Raw genomic sequence first — 24936 nt, 5'->3', positions numbered from 1 at the left:
TATAACAATTTAACTATATCTAGTAGTGGGACGAATGACAATACTATTACAATGCTTTATTTTTAAAAATGGCTAGGCTTGTCCGTTTTTTTACATCATATTTCTAAACATTCATAAATATGTATTAAATAAACAAAATCAGGAATGATGATTAACTTTTAATCCAAACTTTGATAGACTATTATCGATAAACAACGGACGAGTGAAGTCTTGTAACTTAGGAGCGTGTATTTATGATAACAATGGATGATATCATACGGGATGGACATCCAACCTTACGTAAAGTAGCCGAGGAAGTTTCCATGCCTCCCTCTCAAGAAGATATTGAACTGTTGAAAAGTATGCATGAATATTTAATAAATAGCCAAAATCCAGAAACCGCAATGAAATATCAATTGCGAGCTGGAATTGGAATTGCAGCACCACAGATAAACGTTTCGAAAAGAATGATCGCAATTCATGCAAAAGATGAGAAAGACCAACATCATAGCTATACATTATTTAATCCCAAAATTATTAGCCATTCTGTAGAAAAAGCCTATCTTACATCTGGCGAGGGATGTCTCTCTGTAGATGAAGCATTCCCCGGATTTGTAACAAGATATTCAAAAATTACAGTTAAAGCATTTGACCTACAGGGAAAAGAAGTTAAACTTAGATTAAAAGGAATTATGGCAATTGTATTTCAACATGAAATTGATCACCTTAACGGAGTGATGTTTTATGATCATATCAACAAAAAAGACCCATATTACGTACCTGAGCATTCAATTGCCGTAGAAAGATAACCATGGCTGCTGGTAAATCTACCAGCAGTTTTTTTATTAATTCACTAAAATACCAACTTTATCCACGAGAAATTTTGTTAAAAGAGCATATAATATAAGTAGAAGAAATGCTTCCGGGACAAATTTTCTTTACTTTGGACAAGGATCGTTTAAATATTACTTGTAAGGAGATGATCCACCATGTTAAAGAAGCTTAGAAAAAAGCTTGTTAGGCAGTGGAACGAATTATTACGTAAAAAAACAATTGCATAATTTTTCACCTTCCTGGCTTGGGGCTTCCCCAAGCCAGATCTTATACTATATATTTTTTCTAAGAGAGAGCCCTTCTAAACTTGCGAAGGGCTACTTCTTTATTGTAAAGTTAATCATTGTCACTACATATTCTTTTGCAATAATGTAAAATAATGGTTAATTACACATAATCCTACTATTTAATAAGAAAAAACATGAAATACATGTTATTTTTAGATATAATAGAAAAAGTTACTATCGGAACAAGGAGAGATTTTAAATGATATTTAAAGTTTATTTTCAAGAAGACAAAACACAGGTAGCTGTAAGAGAAAAGACAAAAACCGTTTATGTTAAAGCGGATTCAGAACGAGAAGTCCGTACAAAATTGGCAGACCGACCATACAATATCGAGTTTGTTACACCAGTAACGGGTGCATTCTTAGAGTATGAACAACAAAATGAAGATTTTAATGTATTGGAGATTGATTAATTTATGAAATTTGTAAAGAACGATCAAACGGCCGTGTTCGCCCTTGGCGGCCTTGGGGAAATCGGAAAGAATACGTATGCAGTACAATTCCAAGATGAAATTATCTTAATTGATGCCGGTATTAAGTTTCCAGAGGACGAGCTACTTGGAATTGACTACGTAATTCCTGATTATACTTACCTAGTAAAAAATGTGGACAAAATAAAAGGTCTTTTTGTTACACATGGACATGAGGATCATATTGGTGGGATCCCCTATTTATTAAGAGAGGTAAATATCCCTATTTATGGCGGAAAACTAGCACTTGGCTTAATTAAAAATAAGCTTGAAGAACACGGATTACTTCGTACAGCTAAACTAATCGAGATTAAAGAAGATGACATCATCAAGTTCAGAAAGACATCGGTTACTTTCTTTAGAACTACCCATAGTATTCCGGATTCATATGGAATAGTAGTGAAAACACCTCCAGGACAAGTCGTCCATACTGGAGATTTTAAATTCGATTTCACTCCTGTCGGGGAACCAGCTAATTTAACTAAAATGGCGGAAATCGGTAAAGATGGCGTGCTTTGTTTGTTGTCTGATAGTACAAACAGCGAAGTCCCTGATTTCACTATGTCAGAGCGACGTGTTGGTGAAAGCATTCAGGATATATTTAGAAAGGTAGAAGGTCGCGTTATTTTTGCTACCTTTGCTTCTAATATCCACCGCCTTCAACAAGTAACAGAAGCTGCTGTAGCACAGGGTAGAAAAATTGCAGTATTCGGTAGAAGTATGGAAGCAGCCATTCGTATCGGACAAGAATTAGGTTATATTCGTGCACCAAAGGATACATTTATTGAACCACAACAAATTAATCGTATTCCAGCTAATCAAGTGACCATTTTATGTACGGGGAGCCAAGGCGAGCCCATGGCAGCTCTTTCACGAATTGCCAATGGAACACATCGACAAATACAAATCATTCCTGGAGACACGGTTGTCTTCTCTTCTTCACCAATTCCAGGAAACACGGTTAGTGTTAGCCGGACCATCAATATGCTTTCCCGTGCGGGAGCCGATGTTATACATGGTTCATTAAATGACATCCACACTTCTGGCCACGGTGGACAACAGGAACAAAAGCTGATGCTACGCCTGATTAAGCCTAAGTTCTTCATGCCAATCCACGGGGAATATCGCATGCAAAAAATGCACGCCAAACTTGCAGTGGATTGTGGCGTAGAAGAAGAAAACTGCTTTATTATGGATAATGGTGAGGTTCTAGCTTTAAGTGAAGATACGGCACAGGTTGCTGGAAAGATTCCATCTGGAAATGTTTATATCGATGGAAGTGGAATCGGTGACATCGGTAATATCGTTTTAAGAGACCGTCGTATCCTCTCTGAAGAAGGACTAGTCGTTGTAGTTGTTAGCATTAATATGAAGGACTTTAAAATTGCTGCTGGTCCTGATATCATCTCTCGTGGGTTTGTGTATATGAGAGAGTCTGGTGACCTGATTAACGATGCTCAATCGTTAATTTCTAAGCATTTAAATAAGGTGATGGAAAGAAAAACAACACAATGGTCAGAAATCAAAAATGAAATTACTGACACATTATCTCCTTTCCTATATGAAAAAACAAAACGTCGTCCGATGATTTTGCCGATCATTATGGAGGTATAAAACAAAAGCCACTCTTAAAATGAGTGGCTTTTGTTTTATTATTGGATGACTTTCTTTTCAAAACGATTGATGTCAACATCTGCACCAATAACGATTAAGACGTCATTTGCTGCAATAGGTTCATTTGCTTGTGGTGATACAATGATATTGTTTCCTCGCTTAATAGCAACAATGTTAATACCGTATTTCGCACGAATATCTAAATCGATAATAGTATTTCCTACTAGACGATCACTTGCCACAATCTCAACAATACTATGCTCATCCGAAAGCTCAAGATAATCTAACACACTGTTCGATATGATATTATGAGCAATTCTTTTCCCCATATCTCTCTCAGGATGAACCACATGGTCTGCTCCAATTTTTCTAAGTACCTTCTCGTGATAATCATTTTGTGCTTTAACCGTAATATTATTTACACCAAGCTCTTTTAATATAAGAGTAGTTAAAATACTTGCTTGTATGTCATCACCAATAGCAACGATCACATGATCAAAATTACGAATACCAAGACTTTTTAGAACTGACTCATCAGTTGAGTCGCCTACTACGGCATGAGAAGCAATCATTGAAAACTCATTCACTCGATCCTCACTATTATCAATAGCCATTACCTCCATACCCTCTTCAGCAAGAGCACGGCAAATACTTCCTCCAAAACGTCCAAGTCCAATGACAGCAAATTCTTTTTTCATAAAAGGTTCCTCCGAATACTGTTCAAGTATTTTACCATTTTAGCACAAAGCACCAAAAGGAAAAAGCCCCCATCTCAGGTTGGGAGCGGGCAGCTTTAACTCGCTGTGTTTAGGGTAAATTGTGCTCTTACTAGTGAATAATATTCCCCTTGATAATCCATTAATTGTTCATGATTACCTTGCTCAATTATTTCACCATGATCTAGAACAAAAATTTGATCTGCTTCACGTATCGTAGATAAACGGTGAGCGATAATTACAGCTGTACGGTTTTTTAATAACGTCCTTAAGGCATTTTGAATTTTTTGTTCAGACTCTGTATCAATACTTGCTGTTGCTTCGTCTAAAATCAGAATTTTAGGGTCTGCAAGCAAGGCTCTAGCAAAGGAAATTAACTGTCTCTCCCCTACGGAAAGAACATTTCCTCTCTCCTCTACCTCTGTTTCATACCCATTAGGAAGTCTTTCAATAAAACCATTAGCACCAACTGCCCTTGCCGCTTCTTTTGCCTCTTCCTCCGTAGCCTCTGGGTTTCCGAATAATATATTTTCCATAATCGTACCGGAAAATATGAATGTGTCCTGTAATACTACACCTATTTGTTTTCTTAAACTTTTTATTGAAACATCCTTTAGATCTGTACCATCGATTGATACTGTACCACTAGTGGGGTCGTAAAACCGGCTAATTAGGTTGGCAATTGTTGTCTTCCCTGAACCAGTATGCCCTACCAAGGCAACGGTCTGACCTGCTTTCATCTCTAAAGATATACCTTTTAGTGCTTTACGATTTGAATCGTAGGCAAACTCAACTTTATCAAAAATGATTTGACCTTGAATATTTTTGAGTTCAAATGCTGCTTCCTTTTGAGACACAATTGGTTTTTCGTCCAAGAATTCAAAAATACGCTCAGAAGATGCCATCCCCATTAACAATTGATTATACACTTGACCAAGCCTTGAAATCGGCTCCCAAAACATTCCTAGATAAAAGGCAAAGGACACAAACTCACCAATCGTTATCGATTCATTTTGAATTAGATTTGCTCCAAACCAGATAAGAACAGCTGTCCCGACCGCATTCGTTAATTCGACCATTGGGCGGAACATTGCATTTTTTTGTGAAGCCTCTCTCCAGCTTTGGAAATTCTCAGTATTCACACCATCAAAAAATGCCATGTTTTCTTGTTCCTGTGTAAAGGACTGAGTTACTCTTATACCTTGTATACTTTCATTCAGATGAGAGTTGAGTTTTGACTGTTTGAGACGTACAACCTGCCATGATTTTCTAATATTCCTTCTAAGACTTGTAGAAATAAAGAACATGATTGGTAAAATGACCATGATAGCTAATGTTAATTCCGGACTTAAGGTAAATAATATAACCACTACACCTATCAAAAGAATAACATCCATTAATAGATTAATAACTCCATTCGTAAATAGCTCCTGAAGAGAATTAATATCATTCATAATTCTTACAAGAATGGAACCTGCTGATCTTTGGTCAAAGAACCGATGTGAAAGATTTTGCACATGTGTAAAGAGGTGTTTTCTTAGGTCATATATGACATTTTGCCCAAGCTGATTCATCCATTTTATCCGGAAGAAATTGGCTATGTAAGAAGCCATATATAAACCAGAAATGATAACTACAAGAGTCGTTAGGAGTTTTGCATCCTTATTTACGATTGCTCTGTCTAACGTGTACACCCCTATCAACAATGGGATAATAAGTCGTACAGCTGTGTTGATCAGTACCATAATCATTGAAAAGGGAAGTAAATTTTTTCGATAAGGTTTCATATAACTGAACAATCGCAGCATCTGACCCCAGTTAAACGGTTTATCAATTATCTGGTCTTGTGAATATTCAAATCTTTTTATTGCATTTTCACTAACACGTGGTTGTTTCTTACTCATATGATCCCCCTATCCGATATGCGATTGCATAATTTGCTTTTGATCTTGGTATTGAATATCATACACGCGCTGATAAAGTCCGTTTTGATTTACTAGTTGTTCATGGACTCCACGTTCTACAATTTTCCCTCTATCTAGAACCAGTATTTCATCAGCATGCTTAAGCGATGAAATTCTATGGGCTATGATAAATGTTGTTCTCCCTTTCATAACCTCATGAAGGGCTTGCTGTATTTTAAATTCGGTTTCCATATCAACAGCACTTGTAGCATCATCTAAGATCAGTATACTTGGGTTCACACAAATCGCCCTTGCGATCGCGATTCGCTGTTTTTGACCTCCTGATAACCCCATTCCACGTTCCCCAAGCATTGTGTCGTAGCCATCGGGTAGCTCCATAATAAAATCATGTGCTTGAGCCCTTTTCGCTGCCTCAACGATCTCTTCCATTGTCGCCTCCGGTCTTCCATAAGAAATGTTTGCTTTAATGGAAGACGAAAACAGAAAGGATTCCTGTAACACAAACCCAATGTTTCTTCTTAGAGATTTAAATGCAAAATTGTTTACCTTCTCACCGTCAATTAGTATTTCTCCTTCATTAACGTCATAAAACCTAGTGATGAGCTGTGTAATGGTGGTTTTACCTGATCCAGTTGCTCCTAGTAGCCCAATTTTCTTTCCAGGCTCAGCTACAAAAGAAACATCGTATAATGCCTCTGAATCATCCTCAGTATATTTAAAGGTAACGTTCTTAAATTCTACCCTTCCTAGCAATCTATCAACCATTAATTGCCCTTCATTCTCTTCAATCTCTCCCTCTGCTTCTAGGATCTCCAATAACCTTTCCCCAGAAGCTTTTGATTGTGAAAATAAATTAATCACAAACCCAAGGTTCATAATTGGCCACATAATGTACCATACCAAACTGTAAAAGGCCACCAACTCTCCAGGTTTAAGCTCTTCTTGGATGACGAGATAACCCCCATAAGATATCAATAAGACAACGCTAATATTACCGAGCAACTCCATTAGCGGGAAATACTTTGCCCAAATATTGGACGTAAAAATATATTTATCCTTATAGTCACCATTTGAATGGTTAAACTTTCCGATTTCAAAGTCCTCTCTTGATAATGACTTCACCGTGTTAATACCACTAATATTTTCTTGAACTTTAGTGTTTAATTTCCCAAAGGATTTTCGAATTCCTCTAAATGCAGGATGAACGGCTCGATCGAATTTATAAACAACAACCGCTAAAAACGGAAGCGTGATCAAAGTAACAATGGTTAGTGGAACAGAGTAATAGAACATAACACCAAAAGTGATAGCAATTAAGACGATAAAGCGAACCAATTCTGAAAACCCAAATGAAAGAAAAAAACGAAATCCTTCTACATCTGCCGTTAACCTCGACATAAGATCTCCCGTTTTGGCATTATCGTAATAGCGAAACGGTAAATACTGCAGTTTCTCATAAAGGCGATTTCTCAATTTATAAACGGAGGTTATTCCAAACAAGTCTCCTGTATATTGATGAATATACGTTCCAATCCCCTTGATCACCATAACACCCACAAAACCTAAGCTAACGATTGGAATCCATTCGTACCTTCCCCCCAGCACTATGTCGTCAATCGTTATTTGAAGAATAATTGGGTATATTACAGTGATTCCTGTAATAAGTAATAGAAATGACATTGACCATAAGAAATAGCTTTTATAAGGCCAGTAAAATTCTTTCAGCTTTTTAAAAACCTCCATGAAAATCCCCCTTCATTTGTCAGAATTTCTAAAAAATTCATGAGCATAGTAATAAATATATCGGTTTTCGAAATAAATTTCCACCCTTTTACAACATTTTTTCATATAAAAAAAGACTAGGGATCCTAGTCTTTTAAAAATTTTTACTCCGCTTTTTCCATTTCATCTAAAACACGATTTACGCGTTTTTCTAGCATTTTCATTCCGCTTCCACCAGCTTGGAAATGACGAAGATTTCCATCTTTATCAAACACATAGTAAGCAGGTACGTACTGATTTTCAAATGCTTCCGTTAATTTATGTTCGCTGTCAACAAAGATGGGTTGTGTAATACCGTGTTCGTCAGCTGTTTTCTTGATTGCTTCAAGATCTAGATCTTCTTCGCTTCTTGGCATATGAACAGCGAGAACATTTAATTTATCCTTATAATCATCACGGAATTGATTCACTTGTGGCATTGCCTCTTTACATAAATAGCAGCTTACTGACCAAAAGTGAATTAATGTAGGTTTTTCTCCAACTAAGTCAGCTTTCGTTACCTCACCATTTAACCATTCGGTTGCTCCAGTTAACTCTGGCATTGGCGCTCTAAGTTTCATTTTACAACTCTCCCTGTAAATAATTTTCATAACTTAAAGAAAAGACCTAACATTACGTTAAGGCCTTTTCCACTTTGTTGATTAAAGAGTTTTTTGACCTGGCTTCCAGTTTGCTGGGCAAAGACCACCAGTTTGTAGCGCTTGAAGTACACGTAATGTTTCATCAACGTCACGACCGATATTGTTGTGGTTTACTACAGAGTACATCATTTCACCTTCTGGGCTGATGATGAATAGACCACGTAAAGCAATACCTTCTTCTTCAATTAATACTCCATATTCGCGTGAAACAACATGGTTTGTATCAGCAGCTAAAGGATATTTAAGATCGCCAAGTCCGTTTTCTTTACGATCTGTGTTGATCCAAGCTAAGTGAGTGTGAATGGTGTCAGTAGACACACCAATTACTTCAGCATCAAGGTCTTCGAACTCATCGTAACGATCCGACAATGCAGTGATTTCTGTAGGACATACGAAAGTGAAATCCATAGGATAAAAGAAAAGGACAGTCCACTTGTCGTTTTTCATGTTTTCTTCAAGACTAACTTTACCAAATTCCTTATTTGCAAGTACAGCATCCATCGCAAAGCGTGGAGCTTGTTTTCCTACCATACGTTCTGCCATTATAAATCCCTCCGTGTAAAAATATGTAGATATTGTGAAAAAAAATACAAATACAATTATAGTAGTAACCTAATGCTTGAGTCAATTGATATGAAAGAATAGATGTTAAAAAAGAGTTATTAAAACAGCAACTAACCCACTATATGGTTTGCCCTATTTTTTTGTAAAATAAACTCTCATATTTTAATTTCCTTTATAATTTAAGTATGAGGTTAGAAGCATAATCGCTTTCTCAATTGCATCTTCATTGGGATTTAATTTTGAATGATGTAGTCCATGCTTAGACTCAACCCCTAGCCAAAACATGAAGCCGGGTATCTCTTCTAGCATGTACCCAAAATCTTCTCCTGTCATCGCTTCCTTACATTCAATCACGTGAACAGAGGATTGTTCCTCTACAAAATTCATAAATTCTCTTGTTAAGGAATGGTCATTATATACTTGATGATACATACTACCGTAATCTATCTTAACCTCGCACTCGTATCCAGTAGCTACCCCTTGTATGATAGACTCAATTCTTTTCTTCACTTTTTTCATCGAATCAACTGAGAGGGTCCGTATCGTGCCTTCTAGTCTAGCCTTCTCAGCAATGACATTCTGAACAGTCCCACCAGTAATTTTTCCAATCGTAATAACTGCGCTATCCAATGGGTCAACATTTCTACTGATAATCGTTTGTAGTTGACTTACAAGGCTGCAAGCGGCAATTACCATATCATTCGTTTGGTGAGGATAGGCGGCATGTCCACCTTTTCCGACTAAGTCTATAAAAAGTTCAGATGTATTAGCAAATAAAAGGCCTTCTCTTGTTGCAATTGTACCAACAGGATACTCTGGTGCAATATGCAGGGCAATAATCATATCGGGCTTCCACTCTTGCATTTCCCTAGACTTAAGCATAGGTTCTGCCCCACCGGGACCTTCCTCAGCAGGTTGAAATATAAACAGCATGTCATCCTGAATAGGTTGGTGGACGATGTGAGTTAATACTCCTAATCCAATACTCATATGAAAGTCATGGCCACAAGCATGCATTTGTTCAGCATGAGTAGACTGAAAAGGAAGCTCGGTTTCTTCTATTATTGGCAGCCCATCAATATCAGCCCGATAACCTATTAGTTTTCTTGGATTTAGCCCATGTACCTTTACGAATAAACCTGTTTCCCATATCTTTACTTCTATCCGCTCTTTTGGCAAAGATTCAATATAGGATAATAAATATTTCTGCGTTTTAAACTCCTGAAAGCCAAGCTCAGGGATTTGATGCAAGTCTCTCCGTATTTGAACAAACGGATTACTCATTACTTCTCCCCCTTTATTTAAGGAGAAAGCGTGGATAGCAATCCACGCTTTCAAAAATGTATTATAGCTGACGTAATGCTTGGATTACTTCCGTTTTTGATAATGTTTTCTCATCCGCTTGTTTGATGACACGTGCAGGAACACCTGCAACTACTGCACCAGCTGGAACGTCCTCAATAACCACTGCACCAGCAGCTACACGAGCACCTTTTCCAACGCGAATTCCTTCTAAGACAACAACATTTGCTCCAATAACAACATCATCCTCGATCACAACAGGGCTTGCAGAAGGTGGTTCAATAACGCCTGCTAACACAGATCCAGCACCGATATGGCAGTTTTTACCTACAGTAGCTCGTCCACCTAAAACAACGTTCATATCGATCATCGTTCCTTCACCAACTACCGCACCAATATTAATAGATGCGCCCATCATGATAACAGCATTGTCACCAATTTCAACTTGATCACGAATAACAGCACCTGGCTCAATACGCGCCTTAATATTTTTCATATCTAAAAGTGGAATAGCTGAGTTTCTTCTGTCATTTTCAACAACATAGTCCTCAATTTTTCCTTTGTTTGCTTCTAATGCTTCACTAACTTCGCTCCACTCACCAAATACAACTCCTGTATTTCCAGTGATAAAGGCCTTTGCGCTTGCCCCAAAGTCAACTCCTTCAAGATCACCTTTTATGTATACCTTTACTGGTGTTGCTTTTTTGCTATTTTGAATAAACGAAATGATTTCGTTTGCATCCATCATTTTCATATCTTTCCCTCCAATTTGTACAATCTAAAAATTACTTTAACAAACAACCGCATTCAAGACAAGTGGGAACCCTTTAGCTTTCATTAATAAATTCTTTAATTATTTCCACAAATGCTTGGACTTGTTTTAACTTAAAGGAAGATTCATATCCCATAAGCCAAGTGTCCCGTTTTAAGGGCATTCCAGCTTCATCAAGTAATGGAATTTTAAATATATCGTTATCCATCTGATTTAGTGTAATAGCAGGTAATATGGCAAAGCCAATTCCATTCAGAGCCATTTGTTTGCATGTTTCAATCTGATCGACGACTAATGTTCTTTTTGGTGAGGTTTGAAAATTCCGGTACCACCAATCTTGGATTTCCTGAAAATAATTGGAATCGCTTTTAAATTGAATAAATGGTCGATCTGTTTTCAATACTTGTTCTGGGCTAGTGATCACCTTGTCCACTAAATAAAGACTATCTTCGAACAAATGCATCTTTACACCCTTCCATTCAGGTGTACCACGGATTATTCCGATATGGGCTTGATCTTCATAAAGTGCCTTTGAAATTTCACTGCTCCAGCCAGTTATAAGAGCTATTTTTGCATGAGGATATCTGTTCATGTATTTCTTTAGTACTTTGGGAAGCCAGTTTTGACCTACTATGGAGGCTACAGCTATTTTTAACGTTCCATATACCTCTGTATCAAGTCCGTGAATCGCTTCTTTTACTTTTTCTTCTTTCCCTAATACTTCGTTGGCAAACTCAATAACAAGCTCTCCTGCTGGAGTAAGTGTTAATCCCTTTTGTGAACGAATAAATAGCTTCGTTCCCCATTCTTTCTCAATCGTTTGTAATCTTTGAGAAAGAGCAGGCTGAGAAACAAATAATCTCTCTGCGGCTTTTCTCATATTCATTTCAGTTGCTAGTACGGATAATAATTGAAACTCTGATAGTGTAGACACAACATCCCTCGGTTAATAAGTTTTACTTATATTATAATTGAAAAAAGCCCCCAAAAGGGAGCATATCTTTATTTATTTAATTTTTTTATATGCTTATTTAAGTGGAACAAAACCGTTCTGCGAGTTAAAATTCCTTCAAAAATTCCCTCAGCACTTTCGATACAAATAAACGGATGGTCAATAAGAGTTTCAAGAGAGCTTTTTATACTAGCATCAATTGATATCCGAGGAACATCTTTATTCATGACCTCTTCAACCTTCTTTTCCTCAAGTTTCTCAAACTCAATCCGCTCTAAACCTAATATAGACTCCATAATAATCGGCGTACCTATTAATCCATGAAGCTTATAATGTGGATCAAGAACTGGTATAGCCGTATAGCCACTTTTCGTTAACACCAATAAAGCATGTTCTAAATTGTTTTTAACTTGCACATGTGCTACACGTTCAGATGGTATCATTAAATCTCTAATATTGATTTCTAAAAATTCCCCACTGTGAAGACTTATCATCGTCGAAAACTCCTCATCTCTTGTTTTCAGCTATATATATTTTATCACAGTTTGAAAGGGTTTGCTCTTTTTAACTTCTTTACATACAAAAGGGACCAATAAATGGTCCCTCTATGTATAAGTGGTTACTGTATGAGATCAAAGATTTCAATAGTAATCATATCGATGTTGTCGAATTGGTATCTCTTCGGTTTTTCTTTGTCATTGTATACTTCTAGTTCAAATGTTTCTGTTTTTGGGTGAAAAGTAACCTGACACTTTCTTTCTCCATTAACTTCAAAAAAGCGTTGAGCTGGCTCACCTGAACTCGCTTGCTCTTGAAGATTTTTTAAACGTGTAATGATTCCTTGAAGCTGCGACATACTCTCTCTCCTTTCGAAACAAACCTATTGATACTCCTAGGTTTCTCTTTTGACATGTTTCTATACGAAAAAAGAAATCAGAAAATTCGTGCCATCCTTCTTTACATGCCAATAATAACAGCATAAAATAATGAAGGGTATTTGTACAAGGAAAAGTATAAAAAACGAGGGTTTTTTTTGAAAAATGTAGAAACCACTCAAAAATTGTCGACAAAATAAACATAAACCAAGAATAGAGGAATACAATGAACAAAGTTACCTTATACACCCAGCCAGGCTGTCCCCCTTGCGAATTTACGAAAAACTTTTTTAATGATCAAAATATCTCCTATGAACTAAAGGATATTAAAAAAGATTCATCCGCTCGAGATGAATTAATTAAGCTTGGTTCTTACTCTACGCCAACCATTGTAATTAATGGAGATGTGATTATCGGATTTGAACATGAGCGAATTATAGAAGCACTTGGTCTATCAAACAAAAACGAGTAGAGCTTTTATTACGCTCTACTCGTTTTCAATTGCTAAGTAATGGTTAAAAAAGCTCGCGGTCAACTTTATTTGATGAAGAGTGCTAATCAATAGTGCTTGAAATGGATTGTTTTTTTCTAGACTACTCTTTTTTTCCTCTTCTTTTTCAGGAACAATATCTGTGGATGGATTAAAGTCGTATAAATAATCACTTACTTTCCATACCCCTGTATTCTCCTTTTTCAAAATGATCGCTTCATAATGGTCTTTATAAGTTATCGGTCCCTCATTTTGCCCTTCAAAAAATTCATACACATAAATACTGTTTTTATTTATGATTACTTCTGTTTGATCAGAAAATTGAAAAAACGGAATGTAGTAAGGTGCAAAGTCCGTTCCATATGTAAACTGTAAGCCATTTTCCTCCACAATATTTTCTTTTATAAAAAGCTGATTATAGGAATCCGTAAAGAAAGGCTTTAATATCGAATTTACTTCTTCTTCTGTTCTTCCTTCTTCACTTAGCATCATTTGTGCCTGAAACGCTTCATGCAATAAACCAAGAACATCTTCTCTTGTTTCAATCGTTGATTTAGAAGCAGCTTGTCCAATTAAAGGAAAAAAGAATAGAATGGAAAATACCAATAATAGCATCCGTTTTTTTCGACTCATAAGCTCACTTTCCCTTCCTCTTAATAATTTCCATTTTAACAACAATCTCATCCCTTGATGCACGCATTCGTTCGTAAAATAACGTGCTAATCTGACATTTATATAGATGAAGTTACCCTTTGTGACAACAGATATAACTTTTTATGAAGAAAAAGGCGAAAAAATAAGGAAATATACCTACAAAGATAAAAAAGGATGTTCTAAAAAGCCAAAAAACCCCTAAAATAGAGGTTTTTACGAAAGGTTATAAAATAAGATGATTAGAATCAGCAGCAAAAAGAATATCCCATATGTTAGAAAAACCGGATTTCGCAAATATATATGCGATTGGACCTTTGTTGGAAGAGGTGTATCCGACTCTGGTTTTAATTGCTTTGGTCTTCTTGTTACGGCTAATGTATATCCTAATGAAAAAACGAGGACACCCATGGAAACAAATAATAAGATTGACATATAGGCACTCAAGGAGAACTCCTCCTTTATAATTGGTCATATCATTACGATTCCACAATAGTCCTCGTTTATTCTTTTATGAACAGGGCAAATTATAACAAACCGTCATTGTCATAAAGAAAGGCATACGAAAGGTCGATAAACAAGTAATGCTTTGCGCTTAATGGGTAAGAGAATGTTCGAATATTATCACCAATTTCAATATCGCTGTACACATCCGATAATATGCCTTTTTTCTCTAAGCGCATTTTATGAATATTTTCTAAAAAATAGGGTCTCCAGCTCCAGTTTTTATTCATATATTCGACTTGGCTAACCCATTCTTGATCACCTTTAAATAAGTTTGGTGATACTTGGAAGCCATCTTCATCACAAATGTACAAGCGAAAAGCGATTGAATCTAATTCCTTCGTTAAGGATCCTAAAAATTCCTCATACTTTTCTTGCTTTTTATATTTGGATACTAAATCCTGCATTCGAAGTTGAAAGGATTCTGTGATTTGATGTAAAGTTTCGATTCGCTTTTTCTCATAGGCTATAAAGCGGTGAAACTCTTCCTTTAGTTTATCCTTTAATATCGTACGTTCTACAAAATCTTTTGCAGGTTTATGTAGGTAAAACCCTTGGTAATATCTTCCTCCATTTTTCCATGCGAATTGGAGTTGGTAAACCATTTCAATGTTTTCAAAGAGTAGAGTTGCACCAATTTTTCGCGCTAGTAGAGAAAGTGAGTACAATATATCTTGAAACCCTTGTGAAGAACGGTTAGAACGAAGGGCACGCAAGTCCACTTTCAAAATATTAGGAGAAAGCTGTCCAATTCGATCCAAGTGACTGCTTTCATGTCCTAGCTTATCTATCGCTATTTTAATCCCTAATGTCTTTAAATAATTGAGAAAATGATCGAGTTGATCAAGCTCACCTTTATAATTAGATTCCGAAATTTCAAGCACATATCTATTTAACGGTAATCCAAGCTCTTCGTATTCGTGCAGTACTTCTAAAAAAGGATCATCTGCACCCTTCATCAACAAATCCGCATCTCTGTTAATAAAGATTAAGAGGTGTTCATCAACCTCTAGAAAACGATCGAGTGCTTTTTTTAATACAACTTGGTCAACTTCCGTTCTGTATTCTTCGGGAATACTTGAATCATGAAAAAACGGACCAAGACTTATATACTCCGAGCCATCATAGTACCTTCCTAATACCTCATAACCAATAACCTGGTGTTCATCCGCACTGAATATCGGTTGAAAAAAAGGAAGTACATTTTCAAGATCAGTTAAGATATCCAATGCATCCAATTACGATCGCTCCTTACATCCATCTTTTCAATAATTATACCATAAAAAGGCTTAATATTCCTTTTCCATGAACCACTTCCAAAAACCTTACCTTATAATCACCCTTCCTTTTTTGCATTCTAAGCTTAACCACCGAAAGGAAGGTACAAAATGAAAATAAAATCAATATTACTTTCCATATTTTTAGTGATGAGCATTCCTTTCTCAACATTCGCACAAAGTAACACTTTACTGGATGTTCCTCTAATCAAGCAAAATCCAGAATTAAGGTATGGATGTGAGGTTACAAGCCTCGCTATGATGCTGCAATTTGCTGGAGTGAATACAAATAAAATGGATCTTTACAATAAAATAAAAAAAGACAATGATCCATTGGTAAAACAAAATGGTGATATTATTCGTTGGGGAGATCCAGATGTAGGATTTGTTGGAGATATGACTGGCCAAAGAGCTGGATATGCGGTGTTTGATGGTCCAATGATTGATTTAATTAATACTTATCTGCCAGGAAAGGCCGTTAATTTAACCCATAAACCGTTCCATGAAATTGAAGCACATGTTGCAAAGGGCTTTCCTGTTGTAGTGTGGACAACAGGTGATTACCGTTTACCAGACAGACCTGAATCTTGGATGCATGGTAATAAAAAGATTGATACACCTCTTGATTTACATGCAGTTGTTCTAGTTGGCTATGATCAATCATTTGTTTATTTGAATGATCCTTTATCCGGCGGAAAACAGGTGAAAGTGAATAAGCAACAATTTCTACAATCTTGGAACGCATTAAAAAATAGAGCGGTAAGCTATCAATAAAAAATAACAGGCTAGTTCCGACTAGCCTGTCTATTTATCTTAAAATGGATGCTGATTAAGCCATTGCCCACCGTCCATCGTAATACAATCTCCATTAATGTATTGCGCACCTTCTGAGCTTAAAAAATAGGCCAATTCAGCGATTTCCTCAGGAGTACCTAGTCTTCCTAGCGGGACGCTTGAAAGAGTTCGATTGGCTGCTTCTTGGGACTCCCATAACCGTTGTGCACCACCCGTTCGTTCAATCGGTCCAGGTGCAATAGCATTAACTCTTATGCCATATCTTTGTCCCCACTCAACAGCAAGCGTTCTTGTCATGGATAGTACTCCCGCTTTTGCAGCTGCTGAATGAATCACTCCCGCACCTGCATTCCATGCATATGTAGCAACCATATTTATGATAAATCCCTTTATCCCTTTACCAATCCAATACTTACCCACCTCGCTGCTACAATAAAACGTACCGTTTAACACAATATTTATCACGGAATTCCATCCATTCACAGATAGCTTTTCCGCTGGACATATAAAGTTTCCAGCTGCATTATTAATGAGAATGTCGATCCGCCCAAATGTTTCATCTGTGAGCTCGACCATTCTTTTGACGTCCTCCACTTCTCTAACATCCATTTTTATAGTTAGAACTTGGTTATTTTCTTTTTCAATTTCTTTTTTTGCCGCTTGTAGTTTTTCCTCATCTCTTCCTGTAATAACCACATAAAAACCGCTATTAGCAAACTTTTCTGCCATTGCTTTCCCCATGCCGGATGATCCGCCTGTAATAATAACAACTTTCCTCTCCATCTTCCATCCCCCTTTTTTTAAAAAAAAGAATGAACAATCATTCATTTATATTTTATCATTTTTTATTCTACATCTGTATACATATATTTCATGGACAAGAATTTAATCACGCCTTTTTAGTTCTCATATCTCCCTGATTTTGTTAGTATAAAGTGGATTGTCCTAAATTTAGAAATGAGAATAGGTTGATTAGTAATGAACACAAAAATGTCGAGAAGACGATTTTTGAAAAGAGGAATTGGCACTTTTCTAACGGGAATTGTGGCTGTCGGTGGAGGTGGCTTCTATGCTCGAGAAATTGAGCCAAAGCTATTAACGATAAAGAAACACACGATCACTCACCCCAAGATTCCCAATGGTTTCAACGGCTTTAAAATACTACAATTCAGCGATACGCATGTTGGATTTCAATATGATTTATCCCAACTTAAAGAATTGGTCAATAAAATAAATTCACTTGAGCCCGACATGATTCTTTTTACGGGTGATCTAATGGATACACCTAATCAGTATGTTGAAATTAACTCCCTCGCACCGATTTTAAAAAATCTCCAAGCTCCATTTGGTTCGTTTGCTATATATGGGAACCACGATCACGGAGGCTATGGTTCAGATTTATATCGAAATGTTATGAAAGAAGCTGGGTTTACCCTTTTATTGAATGAAGCTCATCAAGTCTCTCTTCTTACCAATGAGAGTTTATATATCGCTGGAATTGATGATGCAATGTTAGGCAGGCCAGATATTCAAGCGACATTGGAAAGCATCCCTGATGATGCTTATACCATCCTTTTATCACATGCACCTGATTTAGCCGACCAGGCTGCTGACATAGGAAATGTTCAACTCCAATTAAGTGGACATAGTCATGGTGGACAAATTCAAATTCCTTTTTTAGGAGCTATTATTAAGCCCCCGTTTGCCAAAAAATATTATGAAGGATTTTATCAAATTGGACAGACCAGTGATCCTTTGACTCTATATGTAAATAGAGGCTTAGGTACAACTAGGCTTCCCTTTCGGTTTCTCTCTCCACCTGAAATTACCTTATTTACTCTTCAAACATTACAAAAATAAAACAGACCGCCCATTATGTGTTGGTCGGTCTGTTAAAAATAATTTGTTGAATATCCATGTTACTTAATGGTTTTGAATAAAAGTAACCTTGTCCTTTATGACAGTTTGTATTTAAAAGAAAATTTGCCTGTGCTTCTTCTTCAATCCCCTCAGCAACTACTTTCATGCCAAGGCTATTTGCTAGGTGAATAATCGTTGTTGTAATAGCAGCATCCTTTTCGTTATTATGGATACCTCGGATAAACGATTGATCTACTTTGAGAACATCAATGGGAAAGCTTTTTAAATAGTTTAAGGATGAGTACCCGGTACCAAAATCGTCAATCGCAATACTAATCCCTAAGTCCTTTAAACTTTTAAGTATTGGAGCGGTTTCAGCCGTATCCTGCATCACTCCCTCTGTAATCTCAATTTCAAGCAAGGAAGGATTAATTTGAAACGTTTGAATCGCCTTTTGAATCGTACTTACAAGAGTTGGTTGTTGAAATTGTTTCGCTGATATATTTATTGCAATCGTAATTTCTTCTGTACAAAGTTCATTCCATTCCTTTATTTGCATACAAGCTTGTTCAATGACCCAATTACCTATAGGAATAATTAAACCCGTATCTTCCGAAAGAGGGATAAATTCCGTTGGAGAGACCAACCCAAACTCCTTTGAATCCCACCTAATCAGCGCTTCAAAACTATTGATCTTTCCGCTACTTAGTTCTACCTGTGGCTGATATAATAGTATCAATTCATCACGCTCTAGAGCTTTTCTAAGTTGCGTCTCTAACGAAACGGTATTAGCAAATGATTGTGTTTTATCACTTCGATAAAACTGATAATGTGCTTTTCCCTTCTCTTTCACACGAAACAATGCTTCATCAGCGTTTTTGATTAATGTTTCTGCATCTTGCCCATCCTGTGGATACATGCTTAATCCTATGCTTGGTGAAATATAATATTCATGTGAGTCCAAATAAAAGGACTTTGCAAATCGGTTCAAAATATTTTGTGCCAACTGGTTCGCGCTTTGACGATTTCCCCTTAATAGAACAATAAATTCATCTCCACCCTGTCTGTAAACCTTATAATCATCAGTTCGATCAACACTTAATCGTTCAGCCACCTTAATTAATATTTGATCACCTGCAAAATGTCCTAGAGAATCATTTAGTTGTTTAAAACGGTCAATATCAATGGATAGAAGAGAAAAAGGTTCCTCTTTATTACTATCAGAATGATTTAATAGTAGATCTAAATCGCGTAATAATGCCCTTCTATTATATAACCCCGTTAACTGGTCATGAAATGCCATGAACTTTATCGTCTCAGCATTTATCGCCTGCTCCGTAATATCTCGAAAAATCAAATAAATTCCTGTAATTTTATTATCAATGGTAAAAGGTATCGTTTTTAATTGGACCGTAATTTTCCTTTTACTGCTGTTAACGAACCGGAAGTCTAAAGTTTCTAAAGAAATCCCCGAGAGAGAATGCTCGATAAATTCTCGAAATTTATTAACATCAGATTCATCAACAAAATCAAAAATGGTTTTTTTCTTTAACTCATCGACCGTAAATCCTGATAGAATTTCACTAGCTGGATTCGCGTCAATAATATCGCCTACACGAGTAGCGAGAATAACCCCATCCAGATTATGATCCACAATAGAACGATAACGCTGTTCCGTCACTTTAAGCCGACTCTTTTCCACCTCTAACTCTGTAATATCACGAGTTACAGACACAACAAATCTGACTTCTTGATTTTCATTAAGGACTGGCGTTAAAATCGACTGCCCATGAACCAGCCTTCCATCCTCTAATGTTGATTGATCAATAAGAACTTGAATTTCTTTTGATTCTATTACATTCATGTATGCGGCTTGAAGTCTTTTAGCAGTCTCTGTAGGCATTACCTCAAATAAGGTTTTCCCCATCGTTTCCACTGTCAGCCTTGCATGTGTCGCACCAGATTTATTGGCAAAAACGTATCGAAATTGATCTCCGTCCACCTTCATAATGAACACCATATCATTAATATGGTTAAGGATAATATCAAAGATCATTCCTTCTATTTCACGTCTATTTTTATCATTAATCACTTCACGAGAGATTACCTTTTTAAACTGCTCCATCCCATCATCCTCGTTTGTACCTGAGCATTTGTGTGTTGTCTTAGAAAACTTCTTAACTTATATTATCCTTAAATATCGATAGTATCGTCAAGATGTTTCGTAAAGTGGACAACTTTTGAAAAATAATAAAAAAAGAGATACCCTTTTGTATCTCATTCTTCATCTTCTCTTAATTGATAGGTTTCTTTCATTAGTTCTACTTGGTGGTTTAGTAAATTCTCATTGTTTGAGGAGACATAAGAGTACTTCCCATCTTGATGCTGTTCTCTGGCTTTCACATTGTCTGAAAGCTGGAGATTCAATATATGGGTGATTCTGTCTTTGTGATGATTTTCAAAGATTGGAAATAGAATTTCTACTCGTTTCTCCATATTTCTAGTCATCATATCAGCAGAAGACAAATAGACTTTCTCCTCCCCGTTATGGTAGAAATAATAAATACGGCTATGCTCCAAAAAACGACCAACAATACTTATGACCCGAATATTTTCACTGACCGTTGGAATCTTTGGTTTTAAGCAGCAAATGCCACGAATAATTAAATCGATTTTTACTCCAGCAGACGAAGCTTCATAGAGTTTCATGATCAATTCCTTATCGGTTAGGGAGTTCATCTTTGCAATAATCCTGCCATTTTTGTGTAGCTTATGATAGGCTATTTCCTTATCAATTAATTCAATAAACTTTCCCCTTATATCATATGGTGCAACAACGATATGATTATACTTTGGTTTCTCTGTATATCCACTCAAAAAATTAAAAAAGTTTGTTGCATCAATACCAAATTTTCGTTTAGAAGTTAAATAACCAATGTCTGTATAATAATTGGCTGTTATATCATTGTAGTTTCCGGTCCCTAAATGAACAAATCTTTCTATCGTTTGATTTCTTCTTCTAACTACTAATGTAATTTTACTATGCGTTTTTAAATGGGTCATACCATAAATAACATGACAGCCAGCTTTCTCAAGTTCTTTCGCCCAATGAACATTATTTTCCTCATCAAACCTAGCTTTTAACTCGACTAGAACAGTCACCTGCTTTCCGTTCTCGGCAGCATTTTTAAGAGCGGTAATAATGGGGGAATCACCACTTACACGATACAAAGTTTGTTTGATCGCTAAGACATCTGGGTCACTGGCAGCTTCTGTAACAAAGTCGACAACAGGTTGAAACGATTCGTACGGATGATGTAATAAAACATCTTCTTCAAGTAACTTCGTAAATAGATCTTCGTCAAAATCAAGATCCACAGGCTTTTGAGGAATAAAGGCTTCAAAGCTTAAATGCTCTCTTTTTCTTGATAAATGCTTTGAAAACTGGGCTAAAAATGTATGATCGAGTGGCCCATTAATTCTGTAAATATCCTCTTCGTCCAATTCTAGTTCTTTAGTTATATGTTCAACAACAGAGTTATCAAAATGGTCATCACTAATCTCTAAACGAACAGCCGCTCCCCATTTTCGTTTTTTCAACTCTTTTTCAATTTCTAGTAATAGGTCTCTTGACCCTTCTTCATGAATCGTTAAATCAGCATTTCTCGTAATACGAAAAGGGGTTACAGATACTACTTTATATCCTTTAAACAACTTGTGTATAAAATAGCAAATCACATTTTCTAAAAGAACAAAGGAGCTACCTTCGTCACTTGGTATACAAACAAAACGATTAAGAACCGCTGGTACTTGAACAAAAGCAAGACGATTACTCACCTGGCCCTCTATGTACTCTTGTAACAATACGGCAAGGTTTAAACTTTTGTTTGATAGCATCGGAAAAGGACGATACGCATCAATAGCCATTGGAGTTAAAACAGGAAAGATCTGTTCATCAAAATATTCTTCTAAAAAGGAAATTTGACTTTTATCTAAAGCAGTAATGGCAAGGAGGTAAATAGATTCCTTTTTAAGTTCCGGAAGGAGGATGTTGGTAAACGTTTCACATTGAGTATTCACCAGATTATGAGTAAACTTTGAAATTTCATCAAGCTGTTGCTTTGGTGTTAATCCTGCTTTATTTTCTGGTCTATTATATCCAGCATCCACTTGGTCCTGTAATCCAGCAACTCTAACCATAAAAAATTCATCTAGATTAGAACTAAAAATCGATAGAAATTTAAGCCTTTCAAGAAGTGGGTTACTCTTATCAAGTGCCTCTTCAAGTACTCTTTCATTAAATGCTAACCAGCTTAACTCACGGTTATTATAATAGGAAGGTAGATTGTATTGCCTTTCACCATTCATTGGTCTCCCATCCTTTATCAACAGTATTCGACATTGATATATTTTCATCTTATCAAAATTATCAAAAGGATTTTGTAAAGAAATTGTTAATTTGTACCTTTTAACTTTTTGAGACGAAATTAAGAGTAATCTTATATTTTAATGACTTCTCTAAATGACGAATCTGCTTTTCTGCTTGATACTGTTCAACAAATGTATTACCCTCACAATATAATCGAAGCAGAAGCTCATCCTGTCTTTTTTGTACTTTAATTTTTTTTACCAGCATACGTTTAGATGAATCGAGAGCAGAGGCAAGCTTCACCATTGCACCAGCTATTCGAATATCCTTTAATTCTTCCTTTGAAAACCATTCTATAAAAGGCGTGGAATATTGCTTTAGTAGTGCCCAGCTTTTAAATGATGCAATAAAGGCAAGAATAAGTCTTTCCTTGTGCGTAATCCCGTCTATTGATTGATGAGCTAGGAGATTAAAGGTATGCTGGCTGCTAACATCCGAATCGACGTATTGCCCGATATAATATATGCGTGCACTTTGTTCAATTAGACGCTCACTATATTCATTTGTTGTATTCCCGAACACATTAGAAAGTTCGAAATAAATTTGTTTTGCTAACCATGCCACATGATCAGAATGGCCTTCCTCAATCCCATAATCTCTTATCAAGTGATCAATACTGCTTTCTAAAATAAAATCAGATGGTTTCTTTCCCCCGCTTTTTTCTTTGTAAAGGATTCCTTCTCTTAGGCCCCTTTTACTAAAAATAAACCGTGTTGCTTGAACATACATACAAAGCATGTCGAATACTTCAAGGGCTGGAAGGATGATGTCTGCTCTGTCTTTTGAAAGTCCCTCTAATTTTTCAATATCAGCAATTTCCATACTCGCCATCATTTGTAATATATTATTTAGATCATCAGGACTCATATCATACTGGTGAATTCCTGCTAATGGATAGTTTTTTAAATGTTGATGAACTTGAGCAATGTTTCTCGCACTTCCTCCAATAGCAACAATCGGAACCTGTTTGTTCTTCAGCCAAGTTAATGATTCAAAAGCTTCAGAGATCATTTTTTTCAGAGCCATTCTTTCATCATTTGTCATCCGACTTCCACTCGAAAATTTTTCCTTTAAAGACACAACACCAAACGGAAAACTATGCGATTGTACTAGCGTCTTATTTTGATAATACGTTATTTCTGTGCTTCCCCCACCAATATCTATAGTCACACCATCTTTTACAGCAGTAGTGTTCACTACGGCCAAAAAGCCAAGATAAGCTTCTTCTTCCTCACTTAAAATGTCGATATCAAAGCCTAGCTCTATTTTTATCTTTTCAAGAACTTCAGACTTATTTACTGCCTGTCGTATGGTTGCTGTAGCCACACATTTTACTTCTCTTATTCCATGAAAGTTAATAATTTCTTTAAATCCTTTAAGGATTGTTAGACATTTCTGAACACCTTCACAGGAGAGAACTTTCTCTTCATTTAAATACTTTCTAAGCCTTGCTACAGCCTTAATATTTTCAACTTCTTTGTAGAAATGGTTGATGGTTTCTATATAAATCACTAATCGTATGGTGTTCGATCCTATATCGATTACAGCCCACTTATTCATCTGTTCAAACTCCTTTACTTTTCACTATTATATTTATTCTATTCCACGTTTGACATTCCTCTAACCATTCAACCTTACCAGGTACCTTGTTTTTTTATCAACAAACATCTCAGAGCCATTTTCTTTCCAACTAAAAAAAGGTATAATAACAATACAGTAGTTTGAATGAGTGAAAGGAGCTCAAAACCTTGAGTCAGGAAAAAACACATCATCCTCCCATAAAACCAACGATAGAAAACCTCTCACAGGCAATCTTCATTGTGAATCGTCATGCAAAAACCGCTCCAAATCCAAAGTATTTATACGAGTTGAAGCGAAACGCCTTACAAAAACTTATAAAAGAAGGAAAAGCAAGAAAGGAAGGATTACACTTCTCGAACAATCCTAGATACAGCCAACAACAATCAGATGTACTCGTTGTGTGTGGAAACTACTCCTTTCATCTTCCCCCATCAAAACAGGACTTCGAGAGTCTACCACACTTAGGAAAATTAGATAATAATATTCGTAATCCAAGAGCTGTTCTATCTCTTAATCAGGCAAAGAAGCTTCTATCTAAATACACCGGAATGAAAGAAGAAATGAATACTACTTATAAGAAAAAAGGTTATGAGAAACCTGTCTTTAAAAAACTAGGTGAAAGCTATTTTTAAAAAAA

At 36.3% G+C, this 24936-nt stretch carries 24 protein-coding genes; 7 read left to right on the top strand and 17 right to left on the bottom strand.

Annotated features, from left to right (window positions below; genetic code table 11):
* Positions 1–233 precede the first annotated feature (233 nt).
* The 3 genes from def (at position 234) to rnjA (ending at position 3183) form a co-directional block, all read left to right on the top strand.
* Complete coding sequence (def, locus tag ACVBAX_RS04815) at positions 234–788, top strand: peptide deformylase (protein WP_447116103.1); 555 nt, start codon at positions 234–236, stop codon at positions 786–788.
* Between the two features lie 511 nt (positions 789–1299).
* Positions 1300–1512, top strand: coding sequence for a DNA-dependent RNA polymerase subunit epsilon (locus ACVBAX_RS04810; RefSeq protein WP_447116102.1), 213 nt, complete (start codon positions 1300–1302; stop codon positions 1510–1512).
* Between the two features lie 3 nt (positions 1513–1515).
* A complete protein-coding gene (gene rnjA, locus ACVBAX_RS04805) occupies positions 1516–3183 on the top strand; it encodes a ribonuclease J1 (RefSeq protein ID WP_447116101.1) in 1668 nt (555 codons plus the stop codon).
* A 38-nt stretch (positions 3184–3221) separates the two neighbouring features.
* On the opposite strand, the gene ACVBAX_RS04800 is transcribed toward rnjA, so the two are convergent.
* The 10 genes from ACVBAX_RS04800 to ACVBAX_RS04755 form a co-directional block, all read right to left on the bottom strand.
* Entirely contained in the window at positions 3222–3881 is a 660-nt protein-coding gene (locus ACVBAX_RS04800; RefSeq protein ID WP_119707379.1) for a potassium channel family protein, read from the bottom strand.
* Between the two features lie 95 nt (positions 3882–3976).
* The gene (locus ACVBAX_RS04795) at positions 3977–5803 is read right to left on the bottom strand and encodes an ABC transporter ATP-binding protein (protein WP_447116100.1); all 1827 of its coding nucleotides are present in this window, start codon (positions 5801–5803) and stop codon (positions 3977–3979) included.
* Positions 5804–5812: 9 nt separating this feature from the next.
* Positions 5813–7567, bottom strand: a complete 1755-nt coding sequence (locus ACVBAX_RS04790) for an ABC transporter ATP-binding protein (protein WP_447116099.1) — start codon at positions 7565–7567, stop codon at positions 5813–5815.
* A gap of 143 nt (positions 7568–7710) precedes the next feature.
* Positions 7711–8166, bottom strand: a complete 456-nt coding sequence (locus ACVBAX_RS04785; protein WP_447116098.1) for a TlpA family protein disulfide reductase — start codon at positions 8164–8166, stop codon at positions 7711–7713.
* 81 nt (positions 8167–8247) lie between these two features.
* Complete coding sequence (locus ACVBAX_RS04780; RefSeq protein WP_119707375.1) at positions 8248–8790, bottom strand: peroxiredoxin; 543 nt, start codon at positions 8788–8790, stop codon at positions 8248–8250.
* Positions 8791–8973: 183 nt separating this feature from the next.
* Positions 8974–10095 (bottom strand): N-acetyldiaminopimelate deacetylase, encoded by a 1122-nt coding sequence (locus ACVBAX_RS04775; protein ID WP_447116097.1) that lies wholly within the window; start codon positions 10093–10095, stop codon positions 8974–8976.
* Positions 10096–10156: 61 nt separating this feature from the next.
* On the bottom strand, positions 10157–10867 hold the full coding sequence (gene dapD, locus ACVBAX_RS04770; RefSeq protein WP_430773761.1) for a 2,3,4,5-tetrahydropyridine-2,6-dicarboxylate N-acetyltransferase: 711 nt from the start codon (positions 10865–10867) through the stop codon (positions 10157–10159).
* 73 nt (positions 10868–10940) lie between these two features.
* Positions 10941–11819, bottom strand: a complete 879-nt coding sequence (locus tag ACVBAX_RS04765; protein WP_447116096.1) for a LysR family transcriptional regulator — start codon at positions 11817–11819, stop codon at positions 10941–10943.
* A 68-nt stretch (positions 11820–11887) separates the two neighbouring features.
* Positions 11888–12331 carry a cyclic-di-AMP-binding protein CbpB gene (cbpB, locus tag ACVBAX_RS04760; protein WP_430773759.1) on the bottom strand — a complete coding sequence of 148 codons (444 nt, stop codon included), beginning with the start codon at positions 12329–12331 and terminating at the stop codon, positions 11888–11890.
* 125 nt (positions 12332–12456) lie between these two features.
* Positions 12457–12693 carry a YkuJ family protein gene (locus ACVBAX_RS04755; protein ID WP_066059865.1) on the bottom strand — a complete coding sequence of 79 codons (237 nt, stop codon included), beginning with the start codon at positions 12691–12693 and terminating at the stop codon, positions 12457–12459.
* Between the two features lie 245 nt (positions 12694–12938).
* Between ACVBAX_RS04755 and ACVBAX_RS04750 the strand changes: the two genes are divergently transcribed.
* Positions 12939–13184, top strand: coding sequence for a glutaredoxin family protein (locus ACVBAX_RS04750; RefSeq protein WP_447116095.1), 246 nt, complete (start codon positions 12939–12941; stop codon positions 13182–13184).
* A gap of 15 nt (positions 13185–13199) precedes the next feature.
* On the opposite strand, the gene ACVBAX_RS04745 is transcribed toward ACVBAX_RS04750, so the two are convergent.
* From ACVBAX_RS04745 to ACVBAX_RS04735, 3 genes are all read right to left on the bottom strand, one after another.
* Positions 13200–13835 carry a DUF3993 domain-containing protein gene (locus tag ACVBAX_RS04745; protein WP_447116094.1) on the bottom strand — a complete coding sequence of 212 codons (636 nt, stop codon included), beginning with the start codon at positions 13833–13835 and terminating at the stop codon, positions 13200–13202.
* 234 nt (positions 13836–14069) lie between these two features.
* The gene (locus ACVBAX_RS04740) at positions 14070–14300 is read right to left on the bottom strand and encodes a hypothetical protein (RefSeq protein ID WP_447116093.1); all 231 of its coding nucleotides are present in this window, start codon (positions 14298–14300) and stop codon (positions 14070–14072) included.
* An 80-nt stretch (positions 14301–14380) separates the two neighbouring features.
* Positions 14381–15595, bottom strand: a complete 1215-nt coding sequence (locus ACVBAX_RS04735; RefSeq protein ID WP_447116092.1) for an EAL-associated domain-containing protein — start codon at positions 15593–15595, stop codon at positions 14381–14383.
* Positions 15596–15784: 189 nt separating this feature from the next.
* On the opposite strand from ACVBAX_RS04735, the gene ACVBAX_RS04730 reads away from it, so the two are divergent.
* Positions 15785–16408 carry a C39 family peptidase gene (locus tag ACVBAX_RS04730; RefSeq protein WP_447116486.1) on the top strand — a complete coding sequence of 208 codons (624 nt, stop codon included), beginning with the start codon at positions 15785–15787 and terminating at the stop codon, positions 16406–16408.
* 39 nt (positions 16409–16447) lie between these two features.
* On the opposite strand, the gene fadH is transcribed toward ACVBAX_RS04730, so the two are convergent.
* Positions 16448–17212 (bottom strand): 2,4-dienoyl-CoA reductase, encoded by a 765-nt coding sequence (fadH, locus tag ACVBAX_RS04725; RefSeq protein ID WP_447116091.1) that lies wholly within the window; start codon positions 17210–17212, stop codon positions 16448–16450.
* Between the two features lie 195 nt (positions 17213–17407).
* On the opposite strand from fadH, the gene ACVBAX_RS04720 reads away from it, so the two are divergent.
* A complete protein-coding gene (locus tag ACVBAX_RS04720) occupies positions 17408–18289 on the top strand; it encodes a metallophosphoesterase (protein ID WP_447116090.1) in 882 nt (293 codons plus the stop codon).
* A gap of 13 nt (positions 18290–18302) precedes the next feature.
* Here the strand turns inward: ACVBAX_RS04720 and ACVBAX_RS04715 are convergent, their stop codons facing one another.
* The 3 genes from ACVBAX_RS04715 to ppx all read right to left on the bottom strand — a co-directional run bounded on the left by ACVBAX_RS04715 (position 18303) and on the right by ppx (position 24278).
* Positions 18303–20414: a putative bifunctional diguanylate cyclase/phosphodiesterase gene (locus tag ACVBAX_RS04715; RefSeq protein WP_447116089.1), complete on the bottom strand. Its 2112-nt coding sequence runs from the start codon at positions 20412–20414 to the stop codon at positions 18303–18305.
* Between the two features lie 152 nt (positions 20415–20566).
* On the bottom strand, positions 20567–22657 hold the full coding sequence (locus tag ACVBAX_RS04710; RefSeq protein ID WP_447116088.1) for an RNA degradosome polyphosphate kinase: 2091 nt from the start codon (positions 22655–22657) through the stop codon (positions 20567–20569).
* Between the two features lie 100 nt (positions 22658–22757).
* Positions 22758–24278, bottom strand: a complete 1521-nt coding sequence (gene ppx, locus ACVBAX_RS04705) for an exopolyphosphatase (protein ID WP_447116087.1) — start codon at positions 24276–24278, stop codon at positions 22758–22760.
* Positions 24279–24466: 188 nt separating this feature from the next.
* On the opposite strand from ppx, the gene ACVBAX_RS04700 reads away from it, so the two are divergent.
* Positions 24467–24931 (top strand): YkyB family protein, encoded by a 465-nt coding sequence (locus tag ACVBAX_RS04700; RefSeq protein WP_430773748.1) that lies wholly within the window; start codon positions 24467–24469, stop codon positions 24929–24931.
* Positions 24932–24936: the final 5 nt, after the last annotated feature.

Source organism: Robertmurraya sp. GLU-23 (assembly GCF_052983275.1).
The sequence above is the reverse complement of the archived record's forward strand: the minus strand, read 5'-3'. Positions and strand labels throughout refer to the sequence as shown.